Raw genomic sequence first — 23,837 nt, 5'->3', positions numbered from 1 at the left:
GCGGGGCGCCACGACATGTTTCGAAGCACCCCGGGCCGTGTTGCTAACGCACGCCCTCGGAAAGGTAGGTATAACCGGTCAGACCTTCATTCAATGTTACAAACAAGCGCTCAGCCTGCTCACCGACAATCCCTGCAGCCGTAATGCGTTCTCGATAACTGCGCCGCAATGCTTCCAGATCATACCCCACGTAATCCAGCATCAGGTCGGTGGTATCACCGCGGCGCTTGTGCGCAAAAACGTAGTTGCCACCGTCCACACGCACGTTCACGGCGTCGGTATCGCCGAACAGGTTGTGGATGTCACCCAGCGTTTCCTGATAGGCCCCGACCATGAAAATGCCTAGCCGATATGGCTCGCCTTCCTGCAGTGCATGAAGCGGAAGGCTTACATCGACACCCTCTGCATCGACGTAATGATCAATGCGGCCATCCGAGTCACAAGTGAGATCCACCAGCACGCCACGACGCGTGGGTTGTTCGTTCAAACGGGCAATCGGTACGATTGGAAAGATCTGATCGATGGCCCACACATCGGGCACCGATTCAAACACCGAGAAATTGACGAAGTATTTGTCGACCAGTTTTTCGTCGAGATCATCGAGCGCCTGGCGATGCGCGCGCTCCGCCGGTAGCAGGCGCGCACGCACGGCGTTGACGATGGTGTAATACAACTCATCCAGACACGCACGATCCGCCAGCGACAACTGGCCCAGCGCGTAGAGCGTCTGGCCTTCCTGCAAATGATGCTGCGCTTCGTGGAGCAGCTCGAGCGGCGGACGCACACCCAGTTCCTCATGCACCTCACGCAGATGGCGCAGTACCTTGGGTTCATCGGTCTGCGCAAGCGGCAGGCTGCCAACCGGCACGGTTTCAACTTCGCTCACGTTCACCACCATGACCGCATGATGCGCGGTCATCGCACGACCGGCTTCGGTGAGGATGTGCGGCGCCTTCAGGCCTTCGGTTTCCACTGCTTCGGCCAGCGATTGCACGATGGTCGCGGCGTATTGTTCCAACGAATAGTTGATCGAGTTGAGGCTGCGCGAACGCGAACCTTCGTAATCCACGCCAAGACCGCCGCCCACGTCGACGCTCTCCAGCGGCACACCCAGGCGGGTGAGTTCCACGAAATAACGCGTGGCTTCGCGCATGCCATTGGCGATGTCGCGTATGTTGGAAATCTGCGAGCCCATGTGGAAATGCTGCAGTTTGAGCGTGTGCTTGAGGCCCGCCTTGTCCAGACGCTCGACCAGGCCCAGCACCTGCGCCGGAGATAGGCCGAACTTGGCCTTGTCCCCGCCGGTGTTCTGCCACTTGCCAGCGCCGATCGACGCCAGGCGCACGCGCACGCCGAGCAGCGGCTCCACCTCCAACGCCTTGGCTTCCGAAATGACGTGTTCCAGCTCGGAAGGCTTCTCGATCACGATGTAGATGCGCAACCCGAGCTTGCGACCGATCAGCGCAAGGCGGATGTATTCGCGATCCTTGTAGCCATTACAGATAACGATGGAGCCGGGGCGCGCCATCGCCAGTACCGCCATCAGCTCCGGCTTGGAGCCTGCTTCCAGGCCAAAGCCATGTTCGCCCGCAGCCACCAGTTCGGCTACCACGCCACGCTGCTGGTTGACCTTGATCGGATAGATGGCCGTATAGCCGCCCGCGTAATTCCACTCGCCAATGGCCTTGGCGAATGCACCCTGCAGCCGTGCGAGACGATCGGCCAGGATGTCGGGGAAACGCACGAGCAGCGGCAGACGCAGGCCGTCGGTGCGCGCACATTCGACGATCTCAGGCAGGGAAAAAGCCGGGCCGCGCGAACCGCGCGGCCGCATCACGATATCGCCGGCATCATTGATGTCGACATAGCCATCGCCCCAGTTGGATACGGCGTAGGTATGGCGGGCAGTGTCGGTATTCCAGGCATTCGCCATGGGACGGTATCTCCTTGTGTGGGCCGCAAGAGCCCATGAGGGATGACATCGTCGCAGCGGCGAGCCTTGACGAACGTAAGTCCACCGACCGGAAGCCTCGCACGCCGCGGGGCCGAATGGGCTTGCCGGACCGCCTAGGCGACAGTCCAAATTTCTATTGTAATAGGGCATGTCGTAATAGGGCATGTCGTAATAGGGCATGTCGTAATAGGGCATGTCGTAATAGGGCATGGCGTAATAGGGCATGGCGACAATTTGAGGTCAGCCGCGCGGGCACGACCGCCGCGGTTGCCGCTACAATCACGCCTCTTTAACTACGATCCGCAGGATTTCCCCGTCATGTCGCAGCCAAGCTGGTTCACCGAAGCACATCAGGCTTCCGGTTCCTCCATCGGTTATCGCTTGGAGAAGCCGCTTCATGCGGAGAAAACCCCGTTCCAGACCATCGAGATCTACCAGACCACTGACTGGGGCAACCTGATGGTAATCGATGGCTGCGTGATGCTCACCAACCGCGACAACTTCCTCTACCACGAGATGATGACCCACCCAGCGCTATTCACCCATGCGCGCGCCAAGCGCGTGGTGATCATCGGCGGCGGTGACTGCGGCACGCTGCGCGAAGTGCTCAAGCATGAAGAAGTCGAGCACGCCGTACAGGTGGAAATTGACGAGCGCGTGACGCGTCTGGCCGAACAGTATTTCCCAGAACTGTGCGACGCCAACCACGACCCGCGCGCCGAGCTGCTGTTTATCGACGGCATCAAGTACATGGCCGATGCCGAACCGGAATCGCTGGACCTGATCATCGTCGACTCCACCGATCCGGTGGGTCCAGCCGAAGGCTTGTTCAACGCAGCCTTCTACGCCAGTTGCTACAAGGCACTGCGCCACGGCGGCATCTTGGTGCAGCAGAGCGAATCGCCGCTGGCGCATCTGGAACTGATCAAGTCGATGCGTGCCGCCATGCGCACTTCCGGTTTCAGTGCCGTGAAGACGTTGCCTTTCCCGCAACCGTGCTATCCCACCGGCTGGTGGAGCTGCACCATGGCCCGCAAAGGCGGCGACTTGGCTGGCTTCCGCGAACGCGGCGCGCTGAGCAAAAATTTCACCACGCGCTACTACAACGCCGATGTGCACAAGGGTGCGCTGGCGCTGCCTGAGTTCATGCGCGGAGCGTTGGGGGAATAAGAGTTGGGACTTGGAACCGGGGACTCGCTCGCCTCAGAGCAAACGTGGAACGTGCTCGCATCGCCCGCCACGAAAAATCCAGACAAAGCTATTTAAAGGCACCTGCGCAATGGCTCAGGTGCCTTTTGCATTTCCCAAGTCCCAAGTCTCGCTCAAAAAATCCTGCCCCGCACCTTCGGGAGCAGCACCAGCACCAGCGTTGCAAGCGGACCAAACAATAGCGACAGCAAGAACCACCACAACCCACTGCGGTTCTTGCCCTGTGCCAGACCGGCATTGATCAAGGCCAACGTGCCCCACCCGACGAACCACGGCGCGCGCGCTTGGGCCAGCATCGAAAACGACTCCACAGCCTTCTCCTGCATACCGCAATGGCAAGCAGGCATCCTAGCAAGAGCAAGCCCCTGGCAAGCCCCCGACAGACATGTATCGCAGCGTCTGTTCAGAACATCGTCAATCCGCCCCAGTTATGCTTGTGGTTTTATGAACCACGGAGCACTTCCCATGCGTGGATGGCGTCCCCTCGCCCTGATCCTGGCCGGCCTGCTTGGCGCCTCCGCAACCGTGATGGCAGGCCCACAGGCCACCAAGACCGCATCCAGTGCTACCAACAACGCCGCGGCACGACACAAGGCACTGACCTCATTCCAGAGCGATCTGGTCAGCGTACTCGCACCCAGTGCGGATGCTCAACGCCTGCTCGCCGCCGCCCTGCTGGCGCGCCCGCTGCCCCATCAGTCCAAGATTGTCAGTTTCCACGCCCTTATCGAGCGTGCCTCCCATGCCGATGACACCGGCCCCGCCGTGAGCTGGGTGCGCCTAGCCGACTGCAACCCCGATACCCGGGGCGACTGTCCTAACACCCATGCGTTAGCGCAACTGGTCCAGCAGGCGCCAGACAATGCCGCGGTGTGGCTGCTCACGTTGAGCCAGGACGTCAATGCCCGAAAGAAGGACGATGTGCGTCAAGATCTGGCCAAGGCCGCCTCGGCCAAGCTGTTTGACGACTACAGCGGCATCGGCCTGCAAGCCTTGGCTAGCACGATCAGCACCTTGCCACCGCCCAATGCGACCATCGATCCAAACTCGGCCGCCGGCGCAGAAGGCGTGCAGTCCCTAATCGTGTTCGGCACCGCCGCGGCCATGCCGCAACCCGCACTGCGGGATACCGCGACCTATTGCGAACAGAACGCACCGAAGGATGATTCGATCAAGGATGATTGCTTGAAGCTGGGCAAGTTGTTGGAGTGGGGCTCCAGCCCGTTGGCCCGCTCACTCGGCCTCCATCTGCGCGAGGTGCTCAACACCGATCCGGCCCAGCAGCAGGATGCCCAGAACGCCCGCCGTAACCTGATCTGGCAGGTGCAAAACTTCGCCGCGTTGTCCTTGCGCGCGCAAAACGACAAGGCCCAATCGCAACACATGCTGGCCCTCGCCCGCAGTGGCGGCACCCAGATGAGCCTGGTGCTGGCGGCCCTGCACGACGGCGGCATCCCAACCGATGCACCCGCGGACTGGCAGCCGACGAAAAGCCCGTAAATCGTAAATCGTAAATCGGGAATCGGGAATCGGGAATCGCAAAAGCGATGACTGGTAAGCGTACTGGCCACCGCTTTTAACTATTTCCGATTCCCGATTTACGATTCCCGATTCCCGATTCCCGATTTACGATTCCCAGCTACCCAGCTACCCTTGTGACACCTCACGCCATCAGGGATAACTGATGCTTACGGTGTTGGTAGCAAGCAGTAAAGGCGGTTGCGGCAAAAGTACGCTGGTCACCCAGCTCGCTTCGCATTGGGCACAAGACAACAAACGCACGGCCATCGTCGACAGCGATCCACAAGGCTCCAGTTATCGCTGGGCCACCTTACGTCCGGACAACGTCCCCGGCGTGCTGGCCACGGAAGGCGGCCGCAAGGCACTGGACAAGCTGCCCGAGGACACTGAACGCGCGCTGATCGATACCCCGGCCGGCGCCCACGAAAAAGAGTTGGAGCCCTATCTGGAAAAGGCCGACGCCTTGCTGGTCCCGGTGTTGCCCTCTTCGTTCGACCTGCACGCCACCCTGAATTTCCTGCAACATTTGCGCGGTATCAGCCGGATCAAGCGCGGCAAGCTGCCGGTGGCGCTGATCGGCAATCGACTGAAACCGTGGACCCATGCCAGTCAGGAGGCCGTTGCGCAACTGGCTGAACAGGCACCCTTCCCGGTAGTAGCCCAGTTGCGCGACACCCAAGCCTATGTCTTGCTCACTTCGTTGGGTAAGGGCATTTTCGATTACGGATCCGAGCAGGTGCGCGGGCATCAGCAGGACTGGACGCCACTGCTGCGCTGGATCAAGCGCCAGCACTAATACGGAGCACCCATGCACGAATTGATTTTGCTGCGACATGCTGAAGCCCAACCCGCCAAGCCCGGCGTGGAAGACTCCGTGCGTCGCCTGAGCAGGCGCGGCGAACAGGAAGCACGCGCTGCCGGCGACTGGCTCAAGAAGCATGGCAAGAAGCCTGACCGTGTGCTGTGCTCGCCGTCAGAGCGCACTTGCGCCACCGGCACACTGGCGCTGGCTGCGCTTGAACGCGCTCCTGCCATGCAAACCGCCAAAGAAATCTACAACGCCACGCCTGGCGAACTGCTGGTCTTGCTCGATAAGCATCTCGATGCCAGTACTGTCTTGCTGATCGGTCACAATCCTGGCATTGAACGGTTGGTCGCCTTGCTGGTGGAAGGTCGCTCGAATGAATTTCGTGGCATGCCACCCGCCGGCCTGGCCGTGCTTCACCTAGATGGCCCATTGGAACCGGGCAATGCACGACTGGATGCGTTCTGGTCGCCGTGAGACGAGTCGCACTGCTACTGCTCGGGTTGTTACCCACCTGCGTAGCCGCCACTGAATCCAATTACCGCATCGATCAGGTCACCTTACAGGCCACTTTTCAGGTGCGCCTGCTGTGGCTGAAACACATCCATGGCAACTTCGGGACGGTTCCTAATGATGTCCGCAACCCATTGGGCGCCTACCCTCTCGAACAAAGCTGCTCCGAATCATGTCAAGAATTCCAGGCTTGACGGAACACGCGCATCCAGTTGCCGCCCATGATTTTCGCCATGTCAGCGGAAGAGTAGCCGCGACGCACCAGTTCTGCAGTGAGGACTGGGAGGCCGGATACTGTGTCGAAATCCGCGACATACTGAAGTCCATTAGGCTGGTTGTATTGAAATTCGGGGCCAAAATAGAATGATTTAGCAGGATCAGGGGGTGGCGTGTGGTCGGGAGGGGAGCCGATGGTCCAGTCAGGACCCATGCCGACATAATCGACTCCCACGAGACGAACGATATAGTCCATCATATCGACATATTGCGAAATGCTCGCCAGCGGGGGAAACGGCCCGGTATTCGCATAAGGAGCGTCAGCTCGGCTCCAGAGTATAAAGCAGTTTGTCGCGTTCAGGCCGATTAGCCCGCCGGTTTCGGCAATACCCTCGATGAGGCGGTCACTGGCGTTACGCGGATTATCGTCTAGCGCGGCAGGGTTCGAATGTGAACAGACAACGGGCCGGCTTGACATTTTAACAATATCGAGGCCGGTCCGCTCGCCCGAATGGCTGCAATCGACCAGAATACCGATTTCCTGCATCTGGCCAACCATATACCGGCCCGCCTTCGACAGGGGCGTCGTTGGGTCAAGGTCGCCGCCGCCAAAAAAGTTGGAGAATTGATAGGCGAGGTTGGCAATCCGGAGACCCCTGTCGTAATACTTGGAAAGCTGCGTTTGCGGCGGATTGACATACCAATTGTTGGGAGGGTTGCTGAGATCCTGCTCGTTGTTCCACGTTAGCTCAAGCGGGTACAAATCTTGAGCGCCGGCGACGATAGCAACCTTGCCCTCCTTTTTAGCGGCTAGGATATCGTTGTAGGATTTGGCTAGAATGACCTTCGATGAGTTAGCAGTCACAAAACTATCGATCTCATCAAAGCGATGAAAAGTCATGGTATTCCCAGAGTACTGCCATACGGTGGCGCCGGCGGTCAGATAATCATGGAGGTAACTGGGGGTGAGATCGGAACCGTCCGCACCGACTACGATGATCCCCGTAGTCGATGCGGAGGCGCTTTGCGCGCGATCTACTCCTTGCGCCACAGTGAGTGCCACCGCCCCGCCAATGCCGGCTTTAATGAAATCTCGACGCGTCATCCCCATAATCGCATCTCCTCTTTCTGAAATTGCCACTCCATATTACGCCGATTTTAGACAATAGCAGCTCTCGCCCAACGGTGAACACCCCAACTATCATAAGGACATGTCTCTGCGTTGCAGTCTCGTCTTCACTTTATTGCTGGCCGCCTTGTTGCAGGGCTGCACGCTGACGAGTGCACAGATCAAACGCGCCGACGCGATCGTCACGGCAACCGTCGATCGCCAAATCACCTGCAGCAGCGACGATCATTGCGCCACCCCATCGTCCTTGCTCGATGCCGCCAAACAGGCCATTGCCCGTTCCACGTCCAGCCAGCCGGAACATGTCGTCACCCTGCTCGACGACAGCGAAGCGGCCCTGGTCGCACGCATCAACCTGATTCGTGCCGCGCATCAATCCATCGACGTGCAGATGTATATCTGGGACGAAGATGACATCGGCCAATTGGTACTCAACGAACTGATCGCCGCGGCGCGGCGCGGCGTGAAGGTGCGTATTCTGGCCGACCAGCTCTTCTCGTTCGAAGATCCCAACCTGCTGGAGCGCCTCACCCGCGTCAGCCCCAACCTGCACGTTCGCCTGTACAACCCCACCTTTCACAACTCGCATACACCACCCCTGGAATTTGCCGCAGGCGTCCTGTGCTGCTTCATGAAATTCAATCAGCGCATGCACAACAAGCTGCTACTGGTGGACAACAGCATCGGCATTACCGGCGGGCGCAATTATCAGGACCGGTATTTCAACTGGGACAATGATTTCAATTACGTTGATCGCGACATCATGGTGGGCGGGCCTGCCACGCAGCAGATGGCCACCAGTTTCAACCAATTCTGGAAACTCAAACGCTCCGTACCGCTGGCCCATTTGCGCGACGTGAATCGATTGATCATTCGCGACCCCCATCCACCACCGTGGCCGGCACCGCACTACGCGTATCCGGCACGCGTCGAAGATGCGGTGAACGAAGCGCAAGACATGGACTGGCTCACCCAACACCTGATCGCCCCCAGCCTGGTCACCGGCAAGGTAGCGTATTTCAGCGATCGTCCCGCAAAGACCGAGCAACCTGACAAGCGCGACGCCCAGCAATTTACCGCGCACCTGATGCACCTGATCGGCGCCGCGCAGCACGAGGTGGTGTTGCAAACGCCCTATCTGGTGATGAGTCGCCGCGCGCAGAAGATCTTCCAGAAATTGCACAAGGAAACACCGCCGCCGCGGATCACCGTCTCCACCAATTCGCTGGCATCCACCGATGCGTTTGCGGTCTATGCGGTGTCCTACAAGCACCGCAAGAGCTACCTTACCCAATACGGTTTCGACATCTATGAAATGAAACCTCACGCCCAGCTCGCCGCGTATGCCTATGTGCAGGCCAATGTCATCGATGAAACCGATGATGACGATGAGGAAGCAATGACTACTACCACCTTGTCCGGCACCCGGCAAACACGCTTCCCCGGCACCGAGCGCCGCGCCGGCCTGTTCGGCAGCAACAGCAGGCGCAATCGCCCCGTACCGCTGATCAGCGCCGGACGCCGTTTCGGCCTGCATGCCAAATCGCTGGTAGTAGACGATAGCTTCGCCATGGTGGGCTCGCACAATTTCGATCCACGCTCAGATCACTACAACACCGAAGCGGGCGTGATCGTGTACGACCCACGTTTTGCCGATCAATTACGCACATCGATCATGCAGGCCACCAAGCCGCAGAACGCCTGGATCATCGCGCCGCGCAAACCCACTATTCCTGTGCTCGGGCAAATCAGCCAGGTCATCGGCGACATCTCGGCCAAGCTGCCGTTTTTCGATATCTGGCCATTCCGCTATGCCACCAGCTACGAACTGAAACCCAATTGCCCTCCGATGCAGCCGAACAATCCGGATTTCAGTCGCTGCTATGAAGCTGTTGGTGATTTCCCCGACGTGGCGATTTCGCCGAAGTTGCTCTACACCCGCTTGATCACTGCATTCGGCGCCGGCGTGAAAGGCGTGCTCTAGCGGCAACCTCGTAACCGTTCCGTTATGCCTACGCAAATCTGCTCAAAACGCCAGGCTGCAACACTCAGGTTCGCTCCAAGATGGCGGTGACACCCATGCCACCGGCGGTACAGATGGAAATCAACCCGCGCCCGGAACCTTTTAGCTCCAGCATCTTGGCCAGCGTTGCGATGATGCGCGCGCCCGTGGCCGCAAACGGATGGCCCACGGCGAGGCTGGAGCCATGCACGTTGAGCTTGGCCGAATCGATGCTGCCCATGGGCACATCAAGGCCAAGGCGGTTTTTGCAGTAGTCCGCGGATTCCCAGGCCCGCAACGTACACAAAACCTGCGCGGCAAAGGCTTCATGGATTTCGTAGAAATCGAAGTCCTGCAGAGTCAGGCCATGCCGGGCCAGCATGCGCGGCACCGCGACCGTGGGCGCCATCAGCAGCCCTTCGCCGTGCACGAAATCCACCGCTGCCACTTCTGCATCGCGCAGCCAAGCTTGGATTTTTAGGCCACGTGTGGCGGCCCAGGCTTCGTTGGCCAACAAGACGGCCGCCGCGCCATCGGACAAACCGGTGGAATTGCCCGCAGTAAGCGTGCCCAGGCCAGAGGCTTTGTCGAACGCCGGCTTCAAGGTGGCCAGCTTGTCCATGGTGGTGTCGGGACGCAGGAAACCATCGCGCTTCAAACCGCGGAACGGCACCACCAGATCCTCGAAGAAGCCCGATTCATAGGCAGCGGCCAGCTTGTGGTGGCTCTCCAACGCCAACCGATCCTGGTCCTGGCGACCAACATGCCACTCCTTGGCCATCTTTTCGCAGTGATCACCCATCGACATGCCGGTACGCGGCTCGGCCACGCCCGGAAAAGAAGGCTTCAATTCACTCAATGAAAAACCGCGTACGGCGGTTTTCAGTTTTTCCAAGGGTGTCTTGGCACGATTCACTGCCAGCAGACGCTTGCGCAGGCGTTGGCTGAAGACGATCGGCACGTCGCTGGTGGTATCGGAGCCGCCGGCAATGCCTGCCTCGATCTGCCCAGCGGCGATCTTGTTGGCGATGATGATGGCATTGTCCAGCGAGGTACCGCAGGCACGGGCAATCGTGATACCCGGCGTGGTCGGGGCCAGGCCGGAACTCAGCAGGGCCTCGCGGGCTAGGTTCCACTCGGAGGAGTGCTTGATCACCGCCCCCATCGCCACTTCACCCAGCTCCACGCCATGCAGCCCGAGGCGCTCGACCAGTGCCCCCAGCACCTTCACTGACATACCGAAGTTGCCCACGTCCGCATACGCCGTGTTGTTGCGACAGAACGGGATGCGCACACCGCCGATGACACCGACGCGCTGCTGCGTGTTTTCCATAGCCTGACTGGTCCAGATACACCTTGAGTTTGGCAAGGCTAACCCGCGAAGTGCCTCGGCGAAAGCCCGAACGGCCGCTCGATCAGCGAATGTTAGACTTGCGGCCCTTTGTTACCTGGAATTACGTCGTGGAAGCCGTTCCGCTGCAAGCCTTGCCCGCCGTCCTGGCACTGGAACTATCCCCGGGCGAGCACCCGCAGCGGCTGAGCCTGAGCCGCGATGAAGCCGCCAAACTGGCGGCGCTGATGGCCGAAGACCTGCACAAGTTGGTCCCGGACATCGCCCAGGCACGATTGACATTGGCCGGCGCTTTGTTCGATGCAGTCGAATTGCTACGCCCCGGCTTTCCCGTATGGACAACGCTGGATGAATTGGCCCACCGCATTCCCCGCGGCCAACTGGAACACGACCCACTGGAAAAGGTGGTGGCCTTCGGCAGCCACGAAGGCCGCATGCCCGCGCAACCGCTTGAGCCCGATCCGACCTACATCGATGGCCCGATGCGCCTGCTGCCGCTTAGCGTACTGGCCCCCGAAGCCCTCGCCAGCGAGCTGTTCGAACGACTGGAAGTGGAGCTGGTAGGTCGCGGTGAAGCCGGCACGTGTACGGCCGACTGGCTGATGCGCTGCTTCGGCGTGCGGTTGGAACACGCCCGTTACCTGAGCCGCAACGACCTGCTCGCGCTCACCTGCGTGCAATACGAACACGTCAACCTAGCCCCCCTTTGGCAACTGCTGGAAGCAGCCATGCTCACGCCCTATCGCAGCGAAACCACACTGAGCGCCCGTGGACTGACCCTGCGCTACGCCGACGGCAAGGTCTGGTCACAATCACCCGCACAGTGGCTAAGCACCCAGCACGGCGACCTCATCGAACGCAGCCATGCTTTCGCCGGCGCGGTGTTCGAATTGCGCCAATACGCTGCGCTGCTGCAGGCACACGGGCTGTCACTACATCTTGATACCGCGCCGGGCAGTCACCCCGAATATGGGCAAGGCTGGCTTGCCGAAACCATTGCCACGACCGATACGATCTACGGCGCGCCCCATTTGTTTGCGCATGAAGCCGCGGGCCTGGGTATCGTCGCCATCACCGTGGCGCAACGCGGCCCGACGGGCAGCGCGCGCGCGCTGGCGCATGGCTACCCCTTACAACCGGCAGCCCTGGGGCCGCTGATTGCGATGCTCGCCGAGCATTTCGGCACCGCCAGCGACCTGCATGCGCTGGGCCGGATTCAGCTTGACGAAAGCGGCCAGCTCAGCGCGCCAGCCATTGCCTTGCACTGATGGGGCAGTCTTACGGACACGATGCGCGAAGGCATGATGCAAATCGAACCCGCTCCAGCGCATGATGTGTGCATACAGGCCGCGATCAGTTAACCGGAACTCCATGTCGAAGGTGACGATCCCCATCGAAGGCACGTCGCCGTCCCCGCAACCGGGAGCGGATTTGCTCGCCCATGTCGTGCAGAGCGTGCCTGCACTGATCTCCTATATCGATCGGGACGAACGCTACGTCTTCGCCAACGAAGCCCACCGGCACTGGTTTGATCTCGATCCGGGCCTGATCACCGGCCGCCTCGTCAGCGAAGTGCTGGATCCGGAAAGTTATCTGCGCGCACGCGCCGCCCTGCTGCAAGCGCTCAACGGCCAGGATTCCAGTTACGAAGGCGCGCTATTCAGTACGCCACAGCGCCGCTACGTGCATGGCAGCTTCACGCCGGACCTGAACGAATATGGTGAATTGCGCGGCGTGTTTACCGTATTTACCGATATCACCGAACGCCATGCGCTGGAAGAGCAACTGCGCGAAAGCGAGCAACGCTTCTCGCAAGCCTTCCACCACGCTGCCGTAGGCATGGCGCTGATCCTACCCAACGGCCGCTACCAGCAAGTCAACTCCGCGCTGTGCGACATGCTTGGCTACAACGAAGCACAGATGCGCGGACTGACCTGGCGAGACATCACGCATCCTGACGATATCCCGCTGAGCGAGGCACTTTCCGCGCAACTCATCAACGGCAAACGCGATGCGTTCCAGACCGAAAAACGCTACATCCATCGCGATGGACATAGCGTGCACGTGCTGATCAGCGTGGCGCAGATACACAGTGAATCGGGCCAACTCAACTACGCTATCAGCCAGGTGCAGGACATCACCAAGCGCAAGCAATTCGAAGAGGCGCTGTTCCGTGAACACCAGCTCGCAGAAGTGACGCTGAACTCCATTAGCGATGCGGTCATCACCACCGATATCGCACTCAACATCACCTCGCTTAACCCGATTGCCGAGGCGATGACCGGATGGTCCAATGCCGATGCCAAAGGCAGCCCTCTGGACGACGTATTTCGCCTGCGCGACGTCAACAGTCACCAGCCACTGGACAACCCACTGCGCCAGGCTATGCGACGCAATGCGATCGTCGATTTCAACGGGCGAACCATTCTTCTGCATCGCAATGGCTTCGAAACGCTGATCGAGAATTCGGCGGCCTTAATCCATGATCACGCCGGCAGCGTCACGGGTGGCGTACTGGTCTGCCACGACATCAGCGAAAACCGCACGCTGGCGCTGAAGCTGATCCAGCTTGCCCAGCACGACATGCTGACCGGCCTGCCCAACCGCAGCCTGCTGTATGCGCGCATCGAGCAGGCCACGGCGATGGCCACTCAACGTCATCGGCAGTGCGCTTTGCTTTATCTTGATCTTGACCACTTCCGCCGTATCAACGATACGCTAGGCCACGACGTTGGCGATCAGGTATTGCAAGCCGTAGCACAGCAGATTCGCGGCACCTTGCGCGATAGTGAAGACTTGGCTTTCCGTTACACCGGCGACGAATTCGTGGTATTGCTGCCACGCGCGGACGACGCCAACGAAGCTGCCAGCTTTGCTCAGCGCCTGCTTGATGCCTGCTCGCAAACACATGTATCGCATTTACCTCCGCTCGATATCCGCGCCAGCATCGGCATCAGTATGTTCCCGCGCGATGCCACCGAGCCGGAGGCCTTGGTACGCACCGCCGACGCGGCCATGTACGAAGTGAAAACCCAGGGCCGACATGGCTACTCCTTCTACGCCCCGGAAATGACCCAGCGCTCCACCGCCAGCCGGCGCATTGAAAATGTCTTGCGACACGCACTGGCGCATAGTGAACTCTCACTGCAATACCAGCCCAAAGTAGATGCGCGGCTCGGCCATATCGTCGGCGCTGAAGCACTACTGCGCCTGCAGGTCGATGGCCAGGATCTGTTCGTCCCCGATCAGTTCATTCCGGTAGCGGAAGATACCGGCCTGATCGTCTCCATCGGTACCTGGGCCCTGCACGAAGCCTGCCAGCAGGCGCGCCGTTGGCAATGCGAAGGACGACCGATTCCCGTGTCGGTGAACGTTTCACCGCTGCAATTCCAGTACGCCGGCTTCTACGAACGCCTCGACAGCATTCTCAACGAAACCGGCCTCGATCCCTGCCTGCTCGAACTGGAACTCACCGAGCGCACCATGATGACCGGCGGCGACGGCACCATCCGCCTGTTGCGACGCATCCGCCAGCGTGGCGTGCGCCTGTCCCTCGATGACTTTGGCACAGGCTACAGCAGCCTTTCCTATCTCAAGCATTTCCCGGTCGATGCCTTGAAGATCGACCGCGCCTTTGTACGCGACATCACCCAGGATGCCGAAACTGCCGCCATCACCAGCGCCATCATCGCCATGGCGCGCAGCCTCAACAAGGATGTGATTGCCGAAGGGGTTGAAACGGAAATGCAAAGCACCTTCCTGCGTGAAGCCGGATGTTCGCAGATGCAAGGCTTTCTGTTTGGCGCACCGATGCCGGCGGAACTGCTGGAACAACGGCTAGCCGAACAACCCGGCTGACTAACTCACCGTTGCGCGCAACCTTCTGGCAAGGCGACGATATCGCTGTGTATGGCATGGAGAATCATTGTTGTCGACACGTTCCTTACTCCACTCATCGTTATTTGCGGCGCGTCCGCGACGCACCCAGCTTGCGCGTCAGCGTGTTACGCCCGACTCCCAGCGCGGAGGCAGCGTGCTGACGATGGCCATCATGTGCGGCTAACGCCGCCTCCAATAACACGCGATCAAGCGTCTCGCGTGCACGCGTGTGAATATCTGCCTCGCCATGCTCGAGCGCGCGCTCCGCCCATTCACGCAAGGCATCGCTCCAATCGCCACGCGGCACGTCAACCGACTTGCCCAAATCCGCGGGTAACACCTCAGTGCCCGAAGCAATCACCGCCAGGCGCCTGCACAAGTTTTCCAGCTCACGCACATTGCCCGGAAAATCACGCTGGGCGATCGATTTAAGCGCCGCCCTGGAAAACCGCTTGGGCGGGAGCCTCAGCTCTTGTGCCGCACCTGCCAGAAAATGCTGCGCCAGCAGAGGAATATCGCTGCGCCGCTGCCGCAGTGGCGGCAACTCGATCCGCACCACATCCAGTCGATGCTTCAGATCGGCGCGAAACTGTCCCGCCGCGACACGTGCGTCCAGGTCCTGGTGGGTAGCCGCAATGATACGCACGTTGCAGCGGATCAGCTCACGCCCACCCACTCGATAAAACTCACTACCCGCCAACACGCGTAGCAAGCGCGTTTGCAGAATCAGCGGCATATCGCCAATCTCATCCAGAAACAACGTGCCGCCTTCAGCCTGCTCAAAACGACCGGACACGCGGCGCGTTGCGCCGGTAAACGCACCGGACTCATGGCCAAACAACTCGCTTTCCAGCAGCTCGCTGGGAATGGCCGCGGTATTCAGCGCTACAAAAGGCTTGGCGTATCGAGCGCTTTCCTCATGCAAGGCACGCGCCACCAGCTCCTTGCCGGTACCGGTTTCACCCGTCACCAACACATTCAGATCGCTGGCGGCCACACGCCCGATAAGTCGAAATACCTCGCGCATGGACGCACTTTCGCCGAGCAACGCATGCGGTGGTGTGACGGATGCGGCTGGCGCCACTTGCGCGTGCGGCGCATCCGTCAAGGCGCGCCGCACCGCCGCCACCACCTGATCCAGATCGAACGGCTTGGCCAGATAATCCACCGCCCCCGCGCGATACGCCGCAGCGGTTGTCGCTACATCGGTATAAGCGCTCATCACGATGACCGGTCCGATCTGGCGCGCACGCAATTCCTCCAGCAACGCCAAACCACCTTCGCCAGGCATACGCACATCCGTAATCAGCAAGGCTGGCGTTTCTTCACGTAGCATGGCGCGCACGCTTGCAGCATCACCGAATTCGCGCACGACAAGACCCGCGTCACGCAGCGCTTCGGCCAGCACAAAACGTACGCCACGATCATCGTCGACAATCCAGATGCCGGATGTACCGGATTGCTTAGCCATCGGAGCGCCCAGAAGAAAGTACCGCTGCACCTGCGCGCGGCGGCAACGGAAGATAGAGCGAAAACACCGTTTCGCCCGGCCGGCTGACATAACGCAACTCACCACCGTGTTCGTGTGCAATTTCGCGCGACAGCGCCAAACCCAAGCCAGTGCCATCAACGCGACCGGAAACCAATGGCTCGAACAAGGTATCGCGCACCGTTGGCGAAACACCCGAGCCATCATCCATCACGTCCAGCCGCAGAGCGCTGCGAAGCATGCGATCGCCCAAACGTACACCGTGCTCAACGCGGCTGCGCAAAGTAAGCGTCTGCGCACCCGCCTCGATAGCGTTGCGCGCAAGATTCAGCATCACCTGCTGCAACCGATCGGCATCACCATGCACATCCGGCAAACTGGGATCGTAATCGTGGCGCAGTCGCGGTGGCGATGGCTCGGCCTGGATCAAGTCGCTCAAACGTTCCAGCAATTGATGCAAATTCACGGGCCCCCAATGCGATGCGCCATCGTGATGCAGCAAGCGATTGGCCAAAGCCGTCAGCCGATCCGCCTCAGCCATCACCATACCCGCAAGCGCTTGCATGTCCGCATCATCTAGACGTCGCTGCAGCAACTGCGCTGCCCCACGCAAACCCGCCAGCGGGTTCTTCACCTCATGCGCAAAGCCACGCAGCGTAGCCGACAGCGGCGATACTGCTGGTACCGGCTCCGCCAGGGCATGCACCTCCACCAACAAACGATGGGCATCGAGTGGCTGCAAAGCCACATCCACCCGTTGCTCCCCGGCCGGCATCCCCGACAGCGCCACGCCCCGGCACTGCACCGAACGCTGCTCCGCCAAGCTGCGCGCCGCCTGTTCCGCCACACCGGCATCCGCTAGTAACTCCGCCAGCAATTGTCCCTGGGCATGGCGCAACCCCAACCCCAGCAATTCCGCCAAGGCCGAGTTGATCCATTGCACCCGCAATTGTCCATCGACCACCGCCAACCCGGTCGACATCTGCTCCGCCCAGCCTCGGGACTCATGCTCACTCATTGCACCATCATGGATAATGCGCCACAAAGAAGTCTATGGCTCACTGCATGCCTGATTCGAAGGTCAAACGCGCCGAATCCGTGAATTTATGAATGGCATGGCGTATGCTTCGTCGTTGTGCGCCTTTTGCGACTCGGATGCACCCATGTCCGCCATTGGCCTATATGGGCAATGAGCCGCAGCATGATCGAGCGGGGGAAATGAATTTACAGACAGCCGTCACTAAGCCACTACGTTGGCCTCGACGCCACCCGATTGCTAGCGCTGTTTTGCTGGCCGTGCTCGCGTGCATGCTTGTATTGGCGGGGCGTGGGTTAAAGCCACCTCATTTCGTGTTGGACCCGGCTACCCAGGCGAGTGTTACTCCCGTCGACGAATACGTTTGGCGCAAAGCCAGTGATTGGCTGGACGGGCGCAAATATGCCGTACTGACCTTTGACGATGGCCCCTACGGACATGGTGTGGATGAACATATTCTGAGTGTGCTTCGTCACCATCACGCACACGCCATCTTCTTCCTTGTCTGCCATCGCATTGACGATACAACAGGCCGCCTTCTGGGAACGTTCGAGCAGGAAGGCCATATCATCGGCAACCATAGCTTCGACCATCTTCAGCTCAACAAACTGGAAGATTTTGACCTGTATCAGCAAATCGAGGGCTGTAGTCGACGCATTGCGAGCCTCACGGGACATCGCCCGTATTATTTTCGCCCCCCATTCGGCCTGACATCCTCGCATGTCAGGCAACTAGCAGAGGCATCAGGCATGCAGCAGATACTCTGGAACGCAAACACCCAGGATAGCTGGCAGACCAAGCCAGAGCAGATTCTCTACTGGACCCGAGAGCAGACCCAAAACTATTCGATTCTGCTGATGCACGACAAGCCGGCTACCGCTGCAGTGCTCGATCAGGCATTGACCGATCTTGAAAGTCGCGGATTTCAGTTCGTGCTGCCAGAGCCGCTTCCTCCTGATGCAGCAGCCGACTGAATCCATGCTCCGCTAAGTGCATAAACGTCATACCACCTCTCCCACACAGGTATTTCGAATGCGTATTCATCCAATCACCCGTGGTTTGATTGCCGTGCTGATGTGCGCTCTTCCGGCGCTTCCCGCCATGGCGGCTCGTTTCGAATTGCAGGGTGGCGTCAGTTACATGGGCAGCCCTTCCGATGGCTACAGTTCGCCTGCTGCATTCGGCGAAGTCATCTTTGAACCGAATCCGATCGGTAGCAGTCATTTCACCTGGTCACCGGATGTTACTGTCGGCTGGATCGGTGGCCGCACCGGCAACACATATGCGCAATTCAATGCGGATCGTTACACCGTGCGCAATGACGCCTTTGTGCTGGCCGGTGGTGTGCGCTTTCACTACGGCCCTACCTATGCTTGGTATCAGCCGCTCTTCTTAAGCTTCCAGCTCGCGGTACACGCCGGTCGTACGCAGGCGCTCAGCACCGTCTACGAGTTCGTTACGACGGTCGGCTATCAGGGCAATCACTGGAGCCTTGGCATTCGCCACATCTCCAACAGCAGTTTCCACGAGCCGAACCGTGGCGAGACAATGGCGGTGGCCGGTATCGCGTTCTGATTCGGCACTTTCCTGCCATGTACAAAACAACGGCTCCGACGGGGCCGTTGTTGTTTCGTGTCAACGTCAGCGAAAGTTCTCAATGTCTGCCATCACCGGCACCGGCCTTGGCCGCAAACGGCGGCTTAGCCATCCAGATCACCACGATCAGGGAGAGGAAGATCCAGCCCAACATGTGGAACACTTCGTTGAAGGAAATCTGCAGACCCTGCAAAGTGATCGACTGATTCAACATCGCCATGACGGTCTGTGAATCACCCGCCTGGCTCTGCGCCTGCTGCACCAGCGGGTTGTAGGGGGTGATCTGCTCTGCCAGATGCTCGTGATGTACGATGCCGCGACGTTGCCAAAGGAAGGTGGTGAGCGATGCCGAGAAGCTGGCGCCCACGGTACGCAAGAAGGTCGCCAAGCCACCCCCCGCGGCGATTTCATGTGGCTGCAGATCCGACAGCAGGATCGTGGTCACCGGCATGAAGAAAAAAGCCACGCCAAGACCTTGCAGCAACTGCACCAACGCCACGTGTTCGAAGTCGACACCAATATAGAAATTCGAACGCAGGAAGCAGGTCAAACCCATGATGACGAACGCACCACTGGTGAGTAGACGAAGGTCAAAACGCGTGGCGTATTTGCCGACGACAAAGGTGAGCAGTACCGGCAACACACCCAGCGGAGCCGTAGCGAAACCGGCCCAGGTAGCGGTGTAACCCAAATTCAATTGCAACCATTGCGGCACCAGCAAACCGATCGCGAAGAACGCTGCATAGGCGAGCACCAGCGAAATCGTACCCATGCGGAAGTTGCGATGCCGCAACAGCTTCAGGTCGACAATCGGCTCCTTGTCGGTCAACTCCCAGATCAGGAAGATCGCAATCGCAATCGCGGAGATGATCGAGGTGATCACAATGAAGGTGGAGTTGAACCAGTCTTCGTCGTTGCCCTTGTCGAGCACTACCTGCAAGGCGCCCACGCCGATCACCAGCGTGATCAGGCCCACGTAATCGATCTTGGGCCGCTGCGTGACCACCTCGCGCAATCGCATCTGGTTGGCCACCACCATGCTGGCAAAGATGCCGATCGGCACGTTGATGAAGAAGATCCACGGCCACGAGTAGTTGTCGGTAATCCAACCACCGAGAATCGGACCGGCAATCGGCGCCACCACCGTCACCATCGCCAACAGCGCCAGCGCCATGCTTCGTTTGGCCGGTGGATAGATCGAGATCAGCAGCGCCTGCGTGATCGGATACATGGGACCTGCCACCGCACCCTGGATGGTCCGGAACAGGATCAACATGCTCATGCTCTGCGCGATGCCGCATAGAAGCGATGCCAACGAGAACAGCAACGTTGCCGACACAAACAATTTCACTTCGCCGAAGCGTCGAGTGAGGAAGCCGGTGAGCGGCAGCGCGATGGCGTTGCTCACCGCGAAGGAGGTGATCACCCAGGTGCTCTGATCCTGACTCACGCCGAGATTACCGGCGATGGTCGGCAAGGACACGTTAGCGATGGTGGTGTCCAGCACCTGCATGAACGTGGCCAGCGACAAGCCGATTGTCGCCAAGACCAGATTAGGTGGACGGAAATGGGTGTTCATAGGTGGGTACCTAGCCTAGACCTGAACTCTTTCCCCTTCGCAGAAAGGGAAAAAGCGCAGGAGCTCAATGCCCACCCATGTTCGCGTGAATGATCTGCTCGATCTTCTCGTTCGCTTCGGTGAGCTCGTGGTTGTAGATGTCCGTACTGAACAGCGGCTCGGTGCGCGACGTCTGCGACAGCATCGGGCCGTTCTGGTCGTGCAGGTTCACTTCCGTGTCGAGCGACATGCCGATACGCAACGGATACTTGACGAGCTGCGACGGATCGGTGAACACCACGCGCACTGGAATGCGCTGCACGATCTTGATCCAGTTACCCGTGGCATTCTGCGCTGGCAGCAGCGAGAACGCACTGCCCGTGCCCACGCCTAGGCTCTGCACCTGCGCCTTGTACTTCACCGCACCGCCATAGACGTCGGAACTGATGTCCACCGACTGGCCAATGCGCATACGGGTGAGTTGCGTTTCCTTGAAGTTGGCATCCACCCATACTTCGTGCAGCGGCACCACGGCCATCAGGGCGGCACCCGGCTGCACGCGCTGGCCGACCTGCACCGTGCGCTTGGCGACATAGCCGGTCACTGGGGCAATCATGGTGGTGCGCACGTCATCGAGGTAGGCCGCGCGGTACTGTGCGGCAGCGACTTTCACGTCCGGGTGCGACGCGACGTCGATGTCGTCCACCAACACTTTGTTGGTCTGCAATTGCTGCTGGACGGTATCCATCGCGTTTTGCGCGGCGGTCAATGCATCGCGTGCGTGCGACAGTTCTTCCGCGGAGATCGCGCCCGTCTTGGCCAGGTCGCGGCGGCGGTTGAAGTCGGCCTGCGCTTTTTGCAGGCTGACCTTCTGCACGGCCAACTGCGCTTGTGCACCGGACACCGTGCTGTAGAGACCCCGCACGCGACGCACCGTGCTGGCGAGGTTGGCGGACGCGCGCTGCAGTTCGACATCCGCATCGGATTTGTCGAGCTGCACCATCACATCGCCCTGCTTCACCAGGTCGCCATCGTCAGCGCCAATGCTGATCACGGTGCCGGCAATGCGCGGCGTGATCAGCACGATGTTGCCGTTGACGTACGCGTCGTCGGTACTTTCGTACCAACGGCCATCCAGGAAATACCACGCCGTCCATGCGATAGTGGTGAGAACAAGGATGACGAGCAACAGCCGCAGCAGAAAGCCGCGCCGGTTGTTGGCCGGCGGCGCCTGAACTGCCGGCGTATCGGCGATGTTGGGATTCTGACTGGACATGGGGGCTGCCTCAGGAACAATAGAATTACTTGGAAGAAAGTTGGGTGTCAGCTAGGGATGCACTGATCGATTCGACGTAGGTGTCAGCGGCTCTGTCTGTTTGCAGACCGCAGGGCCGGCGGCGAAGGCAGACTGGCTGTCTGTCGAGCCGGCGGACCGAAGGGCTGCGGGCAGACAGAGTCGCTGGCGCCTGCGGGGGATTGATCAGTGCATCCCCCAGGACGGAAGCCGCCGCCGAGCGCCTGGATCAGTTGCACATTCAGATCGGCCTGCTGTGCATGCAGGGCGGCCATGCGCTGTTCGGCTGCCAGCCATTCCTGGCGCACGCTGAGCGCTTCCAGATAACTGCCGATGCCCGATTTGTAACGCTGCTCGGACAACGTCCACGCATCGTTCGCCGCATCGAGTGCGCGCTGCTGCGCATCGACCTGCTCCTTCAACGAGTTGAGCGCATCATAGTCATCGGCGATTTCGTTGATCGCCGACACCAGCTTCTGGTTGTATTGCGCCACGGCCAAGTCGTATTGCGCATCCTTGCCGCTCAAGTTGGCGCGGCGATGGCCACCGTCGAAGATCGGCAGGCTGATAGCCGGCGCTGCCTCGTAGAAGCGGTTTGACAACTGGAACAGATTGCCACCACCCAAATTGATCAGGCCGACCATGGCGCCGATGTTCACATTGGGCAGGAATTCGGTCTTGGCGGATTGGATGTCCTTGCTGGCCGCTTCGACGCGCCAGCGTGCAGCGACCAGATCGGCGCGATGACCCATCAGCTCCACGGGTACGTTGGACGGCACCGTCAACGCATTCGTGGGCACCCGTGGCGGGCGGCCGATATCCAGGCCGCGATCCGGCCCCTTGCCAAGCAACACCGACAAGGAAGAACGCGCTGCGTTGATCGCACGATCGGCCTGTGCCTTCTGCCCTTGTGCGCTGGCGACTTCGGAGTCGCTCTGCTTGAGTTGCATCTGGTTGTCGATGCCTGCAGCAACACGCTGACGCGTGAGGTCGCGCGCTTCGCTAGCGCGCTTCATTTCAGCGATGGCTACATCCTGCTGCACGTAGGCGTAGCTCAACTGCACATACGCACGGGCTACATGGGTGGACAATTCGATGCGCGCGGCCTGCGCATCCACTTCGGCCGCACGAGACTGGCCCAATGCTGCTTCCCACGCAGCGCGCTGGCCGCCCCACAGGTCCAGATCCCATTTGAAACTGCCATAGACGTACTTGGCGGCTCCCAGGTGTCCGTTGCCGAAAGCCGGAATGGAAGTGGGAATGCGTGTCTCGGCAACACTGGCACCCGCATCGACGGTCGGCTGGCGCGCCGCATCAGCCACACCGACAGCCGCTTGCGCAGCACGTGCGCGTGCATCGGCGACGGCCAACGTCGGGTTGTCGTGCAGTGCTTCCGTGATCAGTGCGCTGAGCTGGGGATCGCCCAATCCGGTCCACCAATCGTCTTTCGGCCAGGCCGCGTCGGACACCCGCACCTTCGCCAGGCTGCGGTCGGTCTTGAGCGAAGAGGGATCGGTCAGGGTGCCGTCCGGATGAATGCCACCGCGGGTGGCGCAACCCGCCAACGCGAATGCCAGTCCGACAGCCGCCGCAAGAATATACAGACGCATGGCTTTCAAGTCTCGATGTGTATTTAACTAAGGTGTCGGGAAAGCGCGTTCCTGTCCTTTCATAACGCACCGGGCTCGGCACGAGTCCGAACCCAGCTCCGGCGAATCAAACATGTCAGTGCCCGATTCGTGGCAAGCCCTCCCTAGCCTGCCGGATCAATCAGTTCTTGTCGCGAAGTGCGTGCAGCACTCGCTCCAGGTAATCGTGCAATTGCTTGCTTTCGGTGTCGGTCAACGAACGTTGCGCCGCTTGCAGGACGCGTTCATTGCAATCGGTAAGTTGCTGCCACAGCGCATGGCCTGCTTCGGTCAGTTCGATGCGCAACGCGCGCCGGTCCTGCTCGTGCGGATGCCGGCGCAAGAAGCCTCTACCCTCCAGTTGATCGAGCTGCCTGGTCATTGCGCCACCATCCAGCTCCACCGCCCGAGCCAGTTCGGTGGCCGTCATGGGGCCCAGGGCGGCCAGCCGCTTGAGGATCAGGAACTGCGTAAAGCGCAAATCCAGACCCTTGGCAGCGATTTCCGCTTCGATGCCACGCACCAGCTCCATACGGACGAGGCCGATCAGCACGCCAAGGCTTTCCTGACGAGAAGGAGTAATGAGCGGGGCTGTGTTCATGGCAGCGCACTCTATTGCCGCCAACAATATTTGTCAAGGCAAATATAGTTCAGACA

19 protein-coding genes are annotated in these 23,837 nt (G+C 60.0%); 9 read left to right on the top strand and 10 right to left on the bottom strand.

Annotated features, from left to right (window positions below; translation table 11 throughout):
- Positions 1-43 precede the first annotated feature (43 nt).
- Positions 44-1,933 carry a biosynthetic arginine decarboxylase gene (gene speA, locus EO087_RS12175; RefSeq protein ID WP_128899101.1) on the bottom strand — a complete coding sequence of 630 codons (1,890 nt, stop codon included), beginning with the start codon at positions 1,931-1,933 and terminating at the stop codon, positions 44-46.
- Positions 1,934-2,272: 339 nt separating this feature from the next.
- Here speA and speE point away from each other — a divergent pair, with 339 nt between their 5' ends.
- A complete protein-coding gene (gene speE / locus EO087_RS12165; protein ID WP_128899099.1) occupies positions 2,273-3,124 on the top strand; it encodes a polyamine aminopropyltransferase in 852 nt (283 codons plus the stop codon).
- Between the two features lie 152 nt (positions 3,125-3,276).
- On the opposite strand, the gene EO087_RS12160 is transcribed toward speE, so the two are convergent.
- A complete protein-coding gene (locus tag EO087_RS12160) occupies positions 3,277-3,459 on the bottom strand; it encodes an antitermination protein NusB (protein WP_128899098.1) in 183 nt (60 codons plus the stop codon).
- Positions 3,460-3,628: 169 nt separating this feature from the next.
- Between EO087_RS12160 and EO087_RS12155 the strand changes: the two genes are divergently transcribed.
- From EO087_RS12155 to EO087_RS12145, 3 genes are all read left to right on the top strand, one after another.
- The gene (locus EO087_RS12155) at positions 3,629-4,663 is read left to right on the top strand and encodes a hypothetical protein (RefSeq protein WP_128899097.1); all 1,035 of its coding nucleotides are present in this window, start codon (positions 3,629-3,631) and stop codon (positions 4,661-4,663) included.
- A gap of 184 nt (positions 4,664-4,847) precedes the next feature.
- Positions 4,848-5,480 carry an AAA family ATPase gene (locus EO087_RS12150; RefSeq protein ID WP_128899096.1) on the top strand — a complete coding sequence of 211 codons (633 nt, stop codon included), beginning with the start codon at positions 4,848-4,850 and terminating at the stop codon, positions 5,478-5,480.
- A gap of 12 nt (positions 5,481-5,492) precedes the next feature.
- The gene (locus tag EO087_RS12145) at positions 5,493-5,966 is read left to right on the top strand and encodes a histidine phosphatase family protein (protein WP_128899095.1); all 474 of its coding nucleotides are present in this window, start codon (positions 5,493-5,495) and stop codon (positions 5,964-5,966) included.
- A gap of 211 nt (positions 5,967-6,177) precedes the next feature.
- On the opposite strand, the gene EO087_RS12140 is transcribed toward EO087_RS12145, so the two are convergent.
- Positions 6,178-7,329 (bottom strand): membrane dipeptidase, encoded by a 1,152-nt coding sequence (locus EO087_RS12140; RefSeq protein WP_128899094.1) that lies wholly within the window; start codon positions 7,327-7,329, stop codon positions 6,178-6,180.
- A 100-nt stretch (positions 7,330-7,429) separates the two neighbouring features.
- Here EO087_RS12140 and EO087_RS12135 point away from each other — a divergent pair, with 100 nt between their 5' ends.
- Entirely contained in the window at positions 7,430-9,331 is a 1,902-nt protein-coding gene (locus tag EO087_RS12135) for a phospholipase D family protein (protein WP_128899093.1), read from the top strand.
- Between the two features lie 64 nt (positions 9,332-9,395).
- Here EO087_RS12135 and EO087_RS12130 read toward each other — a convergent pair whose 3' ends face one another.
- Complete coding sequence (locus EO087_RS12130) at positions 9,396-10,682, bottom strand: acetyl-CoA C-acetyltransferase (RefSeq protein ID WP_128899092.1); 1,287 nt, start codon at positions 10,680-10,682, stop codon at positions 9,396-9,398.
- A 128-nt stretch (positions 10,683-10,810) separates the two neighbouring features.
- Here EO087_RS12130 and EO087_RS12125 point away from each other — a divergent pair, with 128 nt between their 5' ends.
- Positions 10,811-11,968, top strand: a complete 1,158-nt coding sequence (locus EO087_RS12125; RefSeq protein ID WP_128899091.1) for a hypothetical protein — start codon at positions 10,811-10,813, stop codon at positions 11,966-11,968.
- Positions 11,969-12,071: 103 nt separating this feature from the next.
- Entirely contained in the window at positions 12,072-14,558 is a 2,487-nt protein-coding gene (locus EO087_RS12120) for a GGDEF and EAL domain-containing protein (protein WP_128899090.1), read from the top strand.
- Between the two features lie 100 nt (positions 14,559-14,658).
- Here the strand turns inward: EO087_RS12120 and ntrC are convergent, their stop codons facing one another.
- Together ntrC and EO087_RS12110 are read right to left on the bottom strand one after the other, a co-directional pair.
- Positions 14,659-16,050 (bottom strand): nitrogen regulation protein NR(I), encoded by a 1,392-nt coding sequence (gene ntrC / locus EO087_RS12115; RefSeq protein ID WP_128899089.1) that lies wholly within the window; start codon positions 16,048-16,050, stop codon positions 14,659-14,661.
- A complete protein-coding gene (locus EO087_RS12110) occupies positions 16,043-17,086 on the bottom strand; it encodes an ATP-binding protein (RefSeq protein ID WP_128899088.1) in 1,044 nt (347 codons plus the stop codon). The genes ntrC and EO087_RS12110 overlap by 8 nt, the downstream gene beginning before the upstream one ends.
- A gap of 164 nt (positions 17,087-17,250) precedes the next feature.
- On the opposite strand from EO087_RS12110, the gene EO087_RS12105 reads away from it, so the two are divergent.
- Positions 17,251-18,078 carry a polysaccharide deacetylase family protein gene (locus EO087_RS12105; RefSeq protein WP_164931831.1) on the top strand — a complete coding sequence of 276 codons (828 nt, stop codon included), beginning with the start codon at positions 17,251-17,253 and terminating at the stop codon, positions 18,076-18,078.
- Positions 18,079-18,136: 58 nt separating this feature from the next.
- On the top strand, positions 18,137-18,679 hold the full coding sequence (locus tag EO087_RS12100) for an acyloxyacyl hydrolase (protein ID WP_128899086.1): 543 nt from the start codon (positions 18,137-18,139) through the stop codon (positions 18,677-18,679).
- A 79-nt stretch (positions 18,680-18,758) separates the two neighbouring features.
- Here EO087_RS12100 and EO087_RS12095 read toward each other — a convergent pair whose 3' ends face one another.
- From EO087_RS12095 to EO087_RS12080, 4 genes are all read right to left on the bottom strand, one after another.
- A complete protein-coding gene (locus EO087_RS12095; protein ID WP_128899085.1) occupies positions 18,759-20,279 on the bottom strand; it encodes a DHA2 family efflux MFS transporter permease subunit in 1,521 nt (506 codons plus the stop codon).
- Positions 20,280-20,343: 64 nt separating this feature from the next.
- The gene (locus tag EO087_RS12090) at positions 20,344-21,534 is read right to left on the bottom strand and encodes an efflux RND transporter periplasmic adaptor subunit (protein ID WP_128899084.1); all 1,191 of its coding nucleotides are present in this window, start codon (positions 21,532-21,534) and stop codon (positions 20,344-20,346) included.
- A gap of 83 nt (positions 21,535-21,617) precedes the next feature.
- Complete coding sequence (locus EO087_RS12085) at positions 21,618-23,162, bottom strand: efflux transporter outer membrane subunit (RefSeq protein ID WP_128899083.1); 1,545 nt, start codon at positions 23,160-23,162, stop codon at positions 21,618-21,620.
- A 160-nt stretch (positions 23,163-23,322) separates the two neighbouring features.
- Positions 23,323-23,781: a MarR family transcriptional regulator gene (locus EO087_RS12080; RefSeq protein ID WP_128899082.1), complete on the bottom strand. Its 459-nt coding sequence runs from the start codon at positions 23,779-23,781 to the stop codon at positions 23,323-23,325.
- Positions 23,782-23,837 lie beyond the last annotated feature (56 nt).

The organism is Dyella sp. M7H15-1 (assembly GCF_004114615.1).
In the GTDB taxonomy this organism is placed as follows: Bacteria; Pseudomonadota; Gammaproteobacteria; order Xanthomonadales; family Rhodanobacteraceae; genus Dyella_B.
The sequence above is the reverse complement of the archived record's forward strand: the minus strand, read 5'-3'. Positions and strand labels throughout refer to the sequence as shown.

What these genes read in the sequence shown, in the direction of transcription:
- EO087_RS12155 (WP_128899097.1), top strand. Translation starts at nt 3,629, where the DNA reads ATGCGTGGATGGCGTCCCCTCGCCCTGATCCTGGCCGGCCTGCTTGGC.
- EO087_RS12110 (WP_128899088.1), bottom strand. Translation starts at nt 17,086, where the DNA reads ATGAGTGAGCATGAGTCCCGAGGCTGGGCGGAGCAGATGTCGACCGGG.
- EO087_RS12080 (WP_128899082.1), bottom strand. Translation starts at nt 23,781, where the DNA reads ATGAACACAGCCCCGCTCATTACTCCTTCTCGTCAGGAAAGCCTTGGC.
- EO087_RS12130 (WP_128899092.1), bottom strand. Translation starts at nt 10,682, where the DNA reads ATGGAAAACACGCAGCAGCGCGTCGGTGTCATCGGCGGTGTGCGCATC.
- EO087_RS12105 (WP_164931831.1), top strand. Translation starts at nt 17,251, where the DNA reads ATGGGCAATGAGCCGCAGCATGATCGAGCGGGGGAAATGAATTTACAG.
- EO087_RS12095 (WP_128899085.1), bottom strand. Translation starts at nt 20,279, where the DNA reads ATGAACACCCATTTCCGTCCACCTAATCTGGTCTTGGCGACAATCGGC.
- EO087_RS12140 (WP_128899094.1), bottom strand. Translation starts at nt 7,329, where the DNA reads ATGGGGATGACGCGTCGAGATTTCATTAAAGCCGGCATTGGCGGGGCG.
- EO087_RS12085 (WP_128899083.1), bottom strand. Translation starts at nt 23,162, where the DNA reads ATGCGTCTGTATATTCTTGCGGCGGCTGTCGGACTGGCATTCGCGTTG.
- EO087_RS12100 (WP_128899086.1), top strand. Translation starts at nt 18,137, where the DNA reads ATGCGTATTCATCCAATCACCCGTGGTTTGATTGCCGTGCTGATGTGC.
- EO087_RS12150 (WP_128899096.1), top strand. Translation starts at nt 4,848, where the DNA reads ATGCTTACGGTGTTGGTAGCAAGCAGTAAAGGCGGTTGCGGCAAAAGT.
- EO087_RS12135 (WP_128899093.1), top strand. Translation starts at nt 7,430, where the DNA reads ATGTCTCTGCGTTGCAGTCTCGTCTTCACTTTATTGCTGGCCGCCTTG.
- speE (WP_128899099.1), top strand. Translation starts at nt 2,273, where the DNA reads ATGTCGCAGCCAAGCTGGTTCACCGAAGCACATCAGGCTTCCGGTTCC.
- EO087_RS12120 (WP_128899090.1), top strand. Translation starts at nt 12,072, where the DNA reads ATGTCGAAGGTGACGATCCCCATCGAAGGCACGTCGCCGTCCCCGCAA.
- EO087_RS12160 (WP_128899098.1), bottom strand. Translation starts at nt 3,459, where the DNA reads ATGCTGGCCCAAGCGCGCGCGCCGTGGTTCGTCGGGTGGGGCACGTTG.
- ntrC (WP_128899089.1), bottom strand. Translation starts at nt 16,050, where the DNA reads ATGGCTAAGCAATCCGGTACATCCGGCATCTGGATTGTCGACGATGAT.
- EO087_RS12145 (WP_128899095.1), top strand. Translation starts at nt 5,493, where the DNA reads ATGCACGAATTGATTTTGCTGCGACATGCTGAAGCCCAACCCGCCAAG.
- speA (WP_128899101.1), bottom strand. Translation starts at nt 1,933, where the DNA reads ATGGCGAATGCCTGGAATACCGACACTGCCCGCCATACCTACGCCGTA.
- EO087_RS12090 (WP_128899084.1), bottom strand. Translation starts at nt 21,534, where the DNA reads ATGTCCAGTCAGAATCCCAACATCGCCGATACGCCGGCAGTTCAGGCG.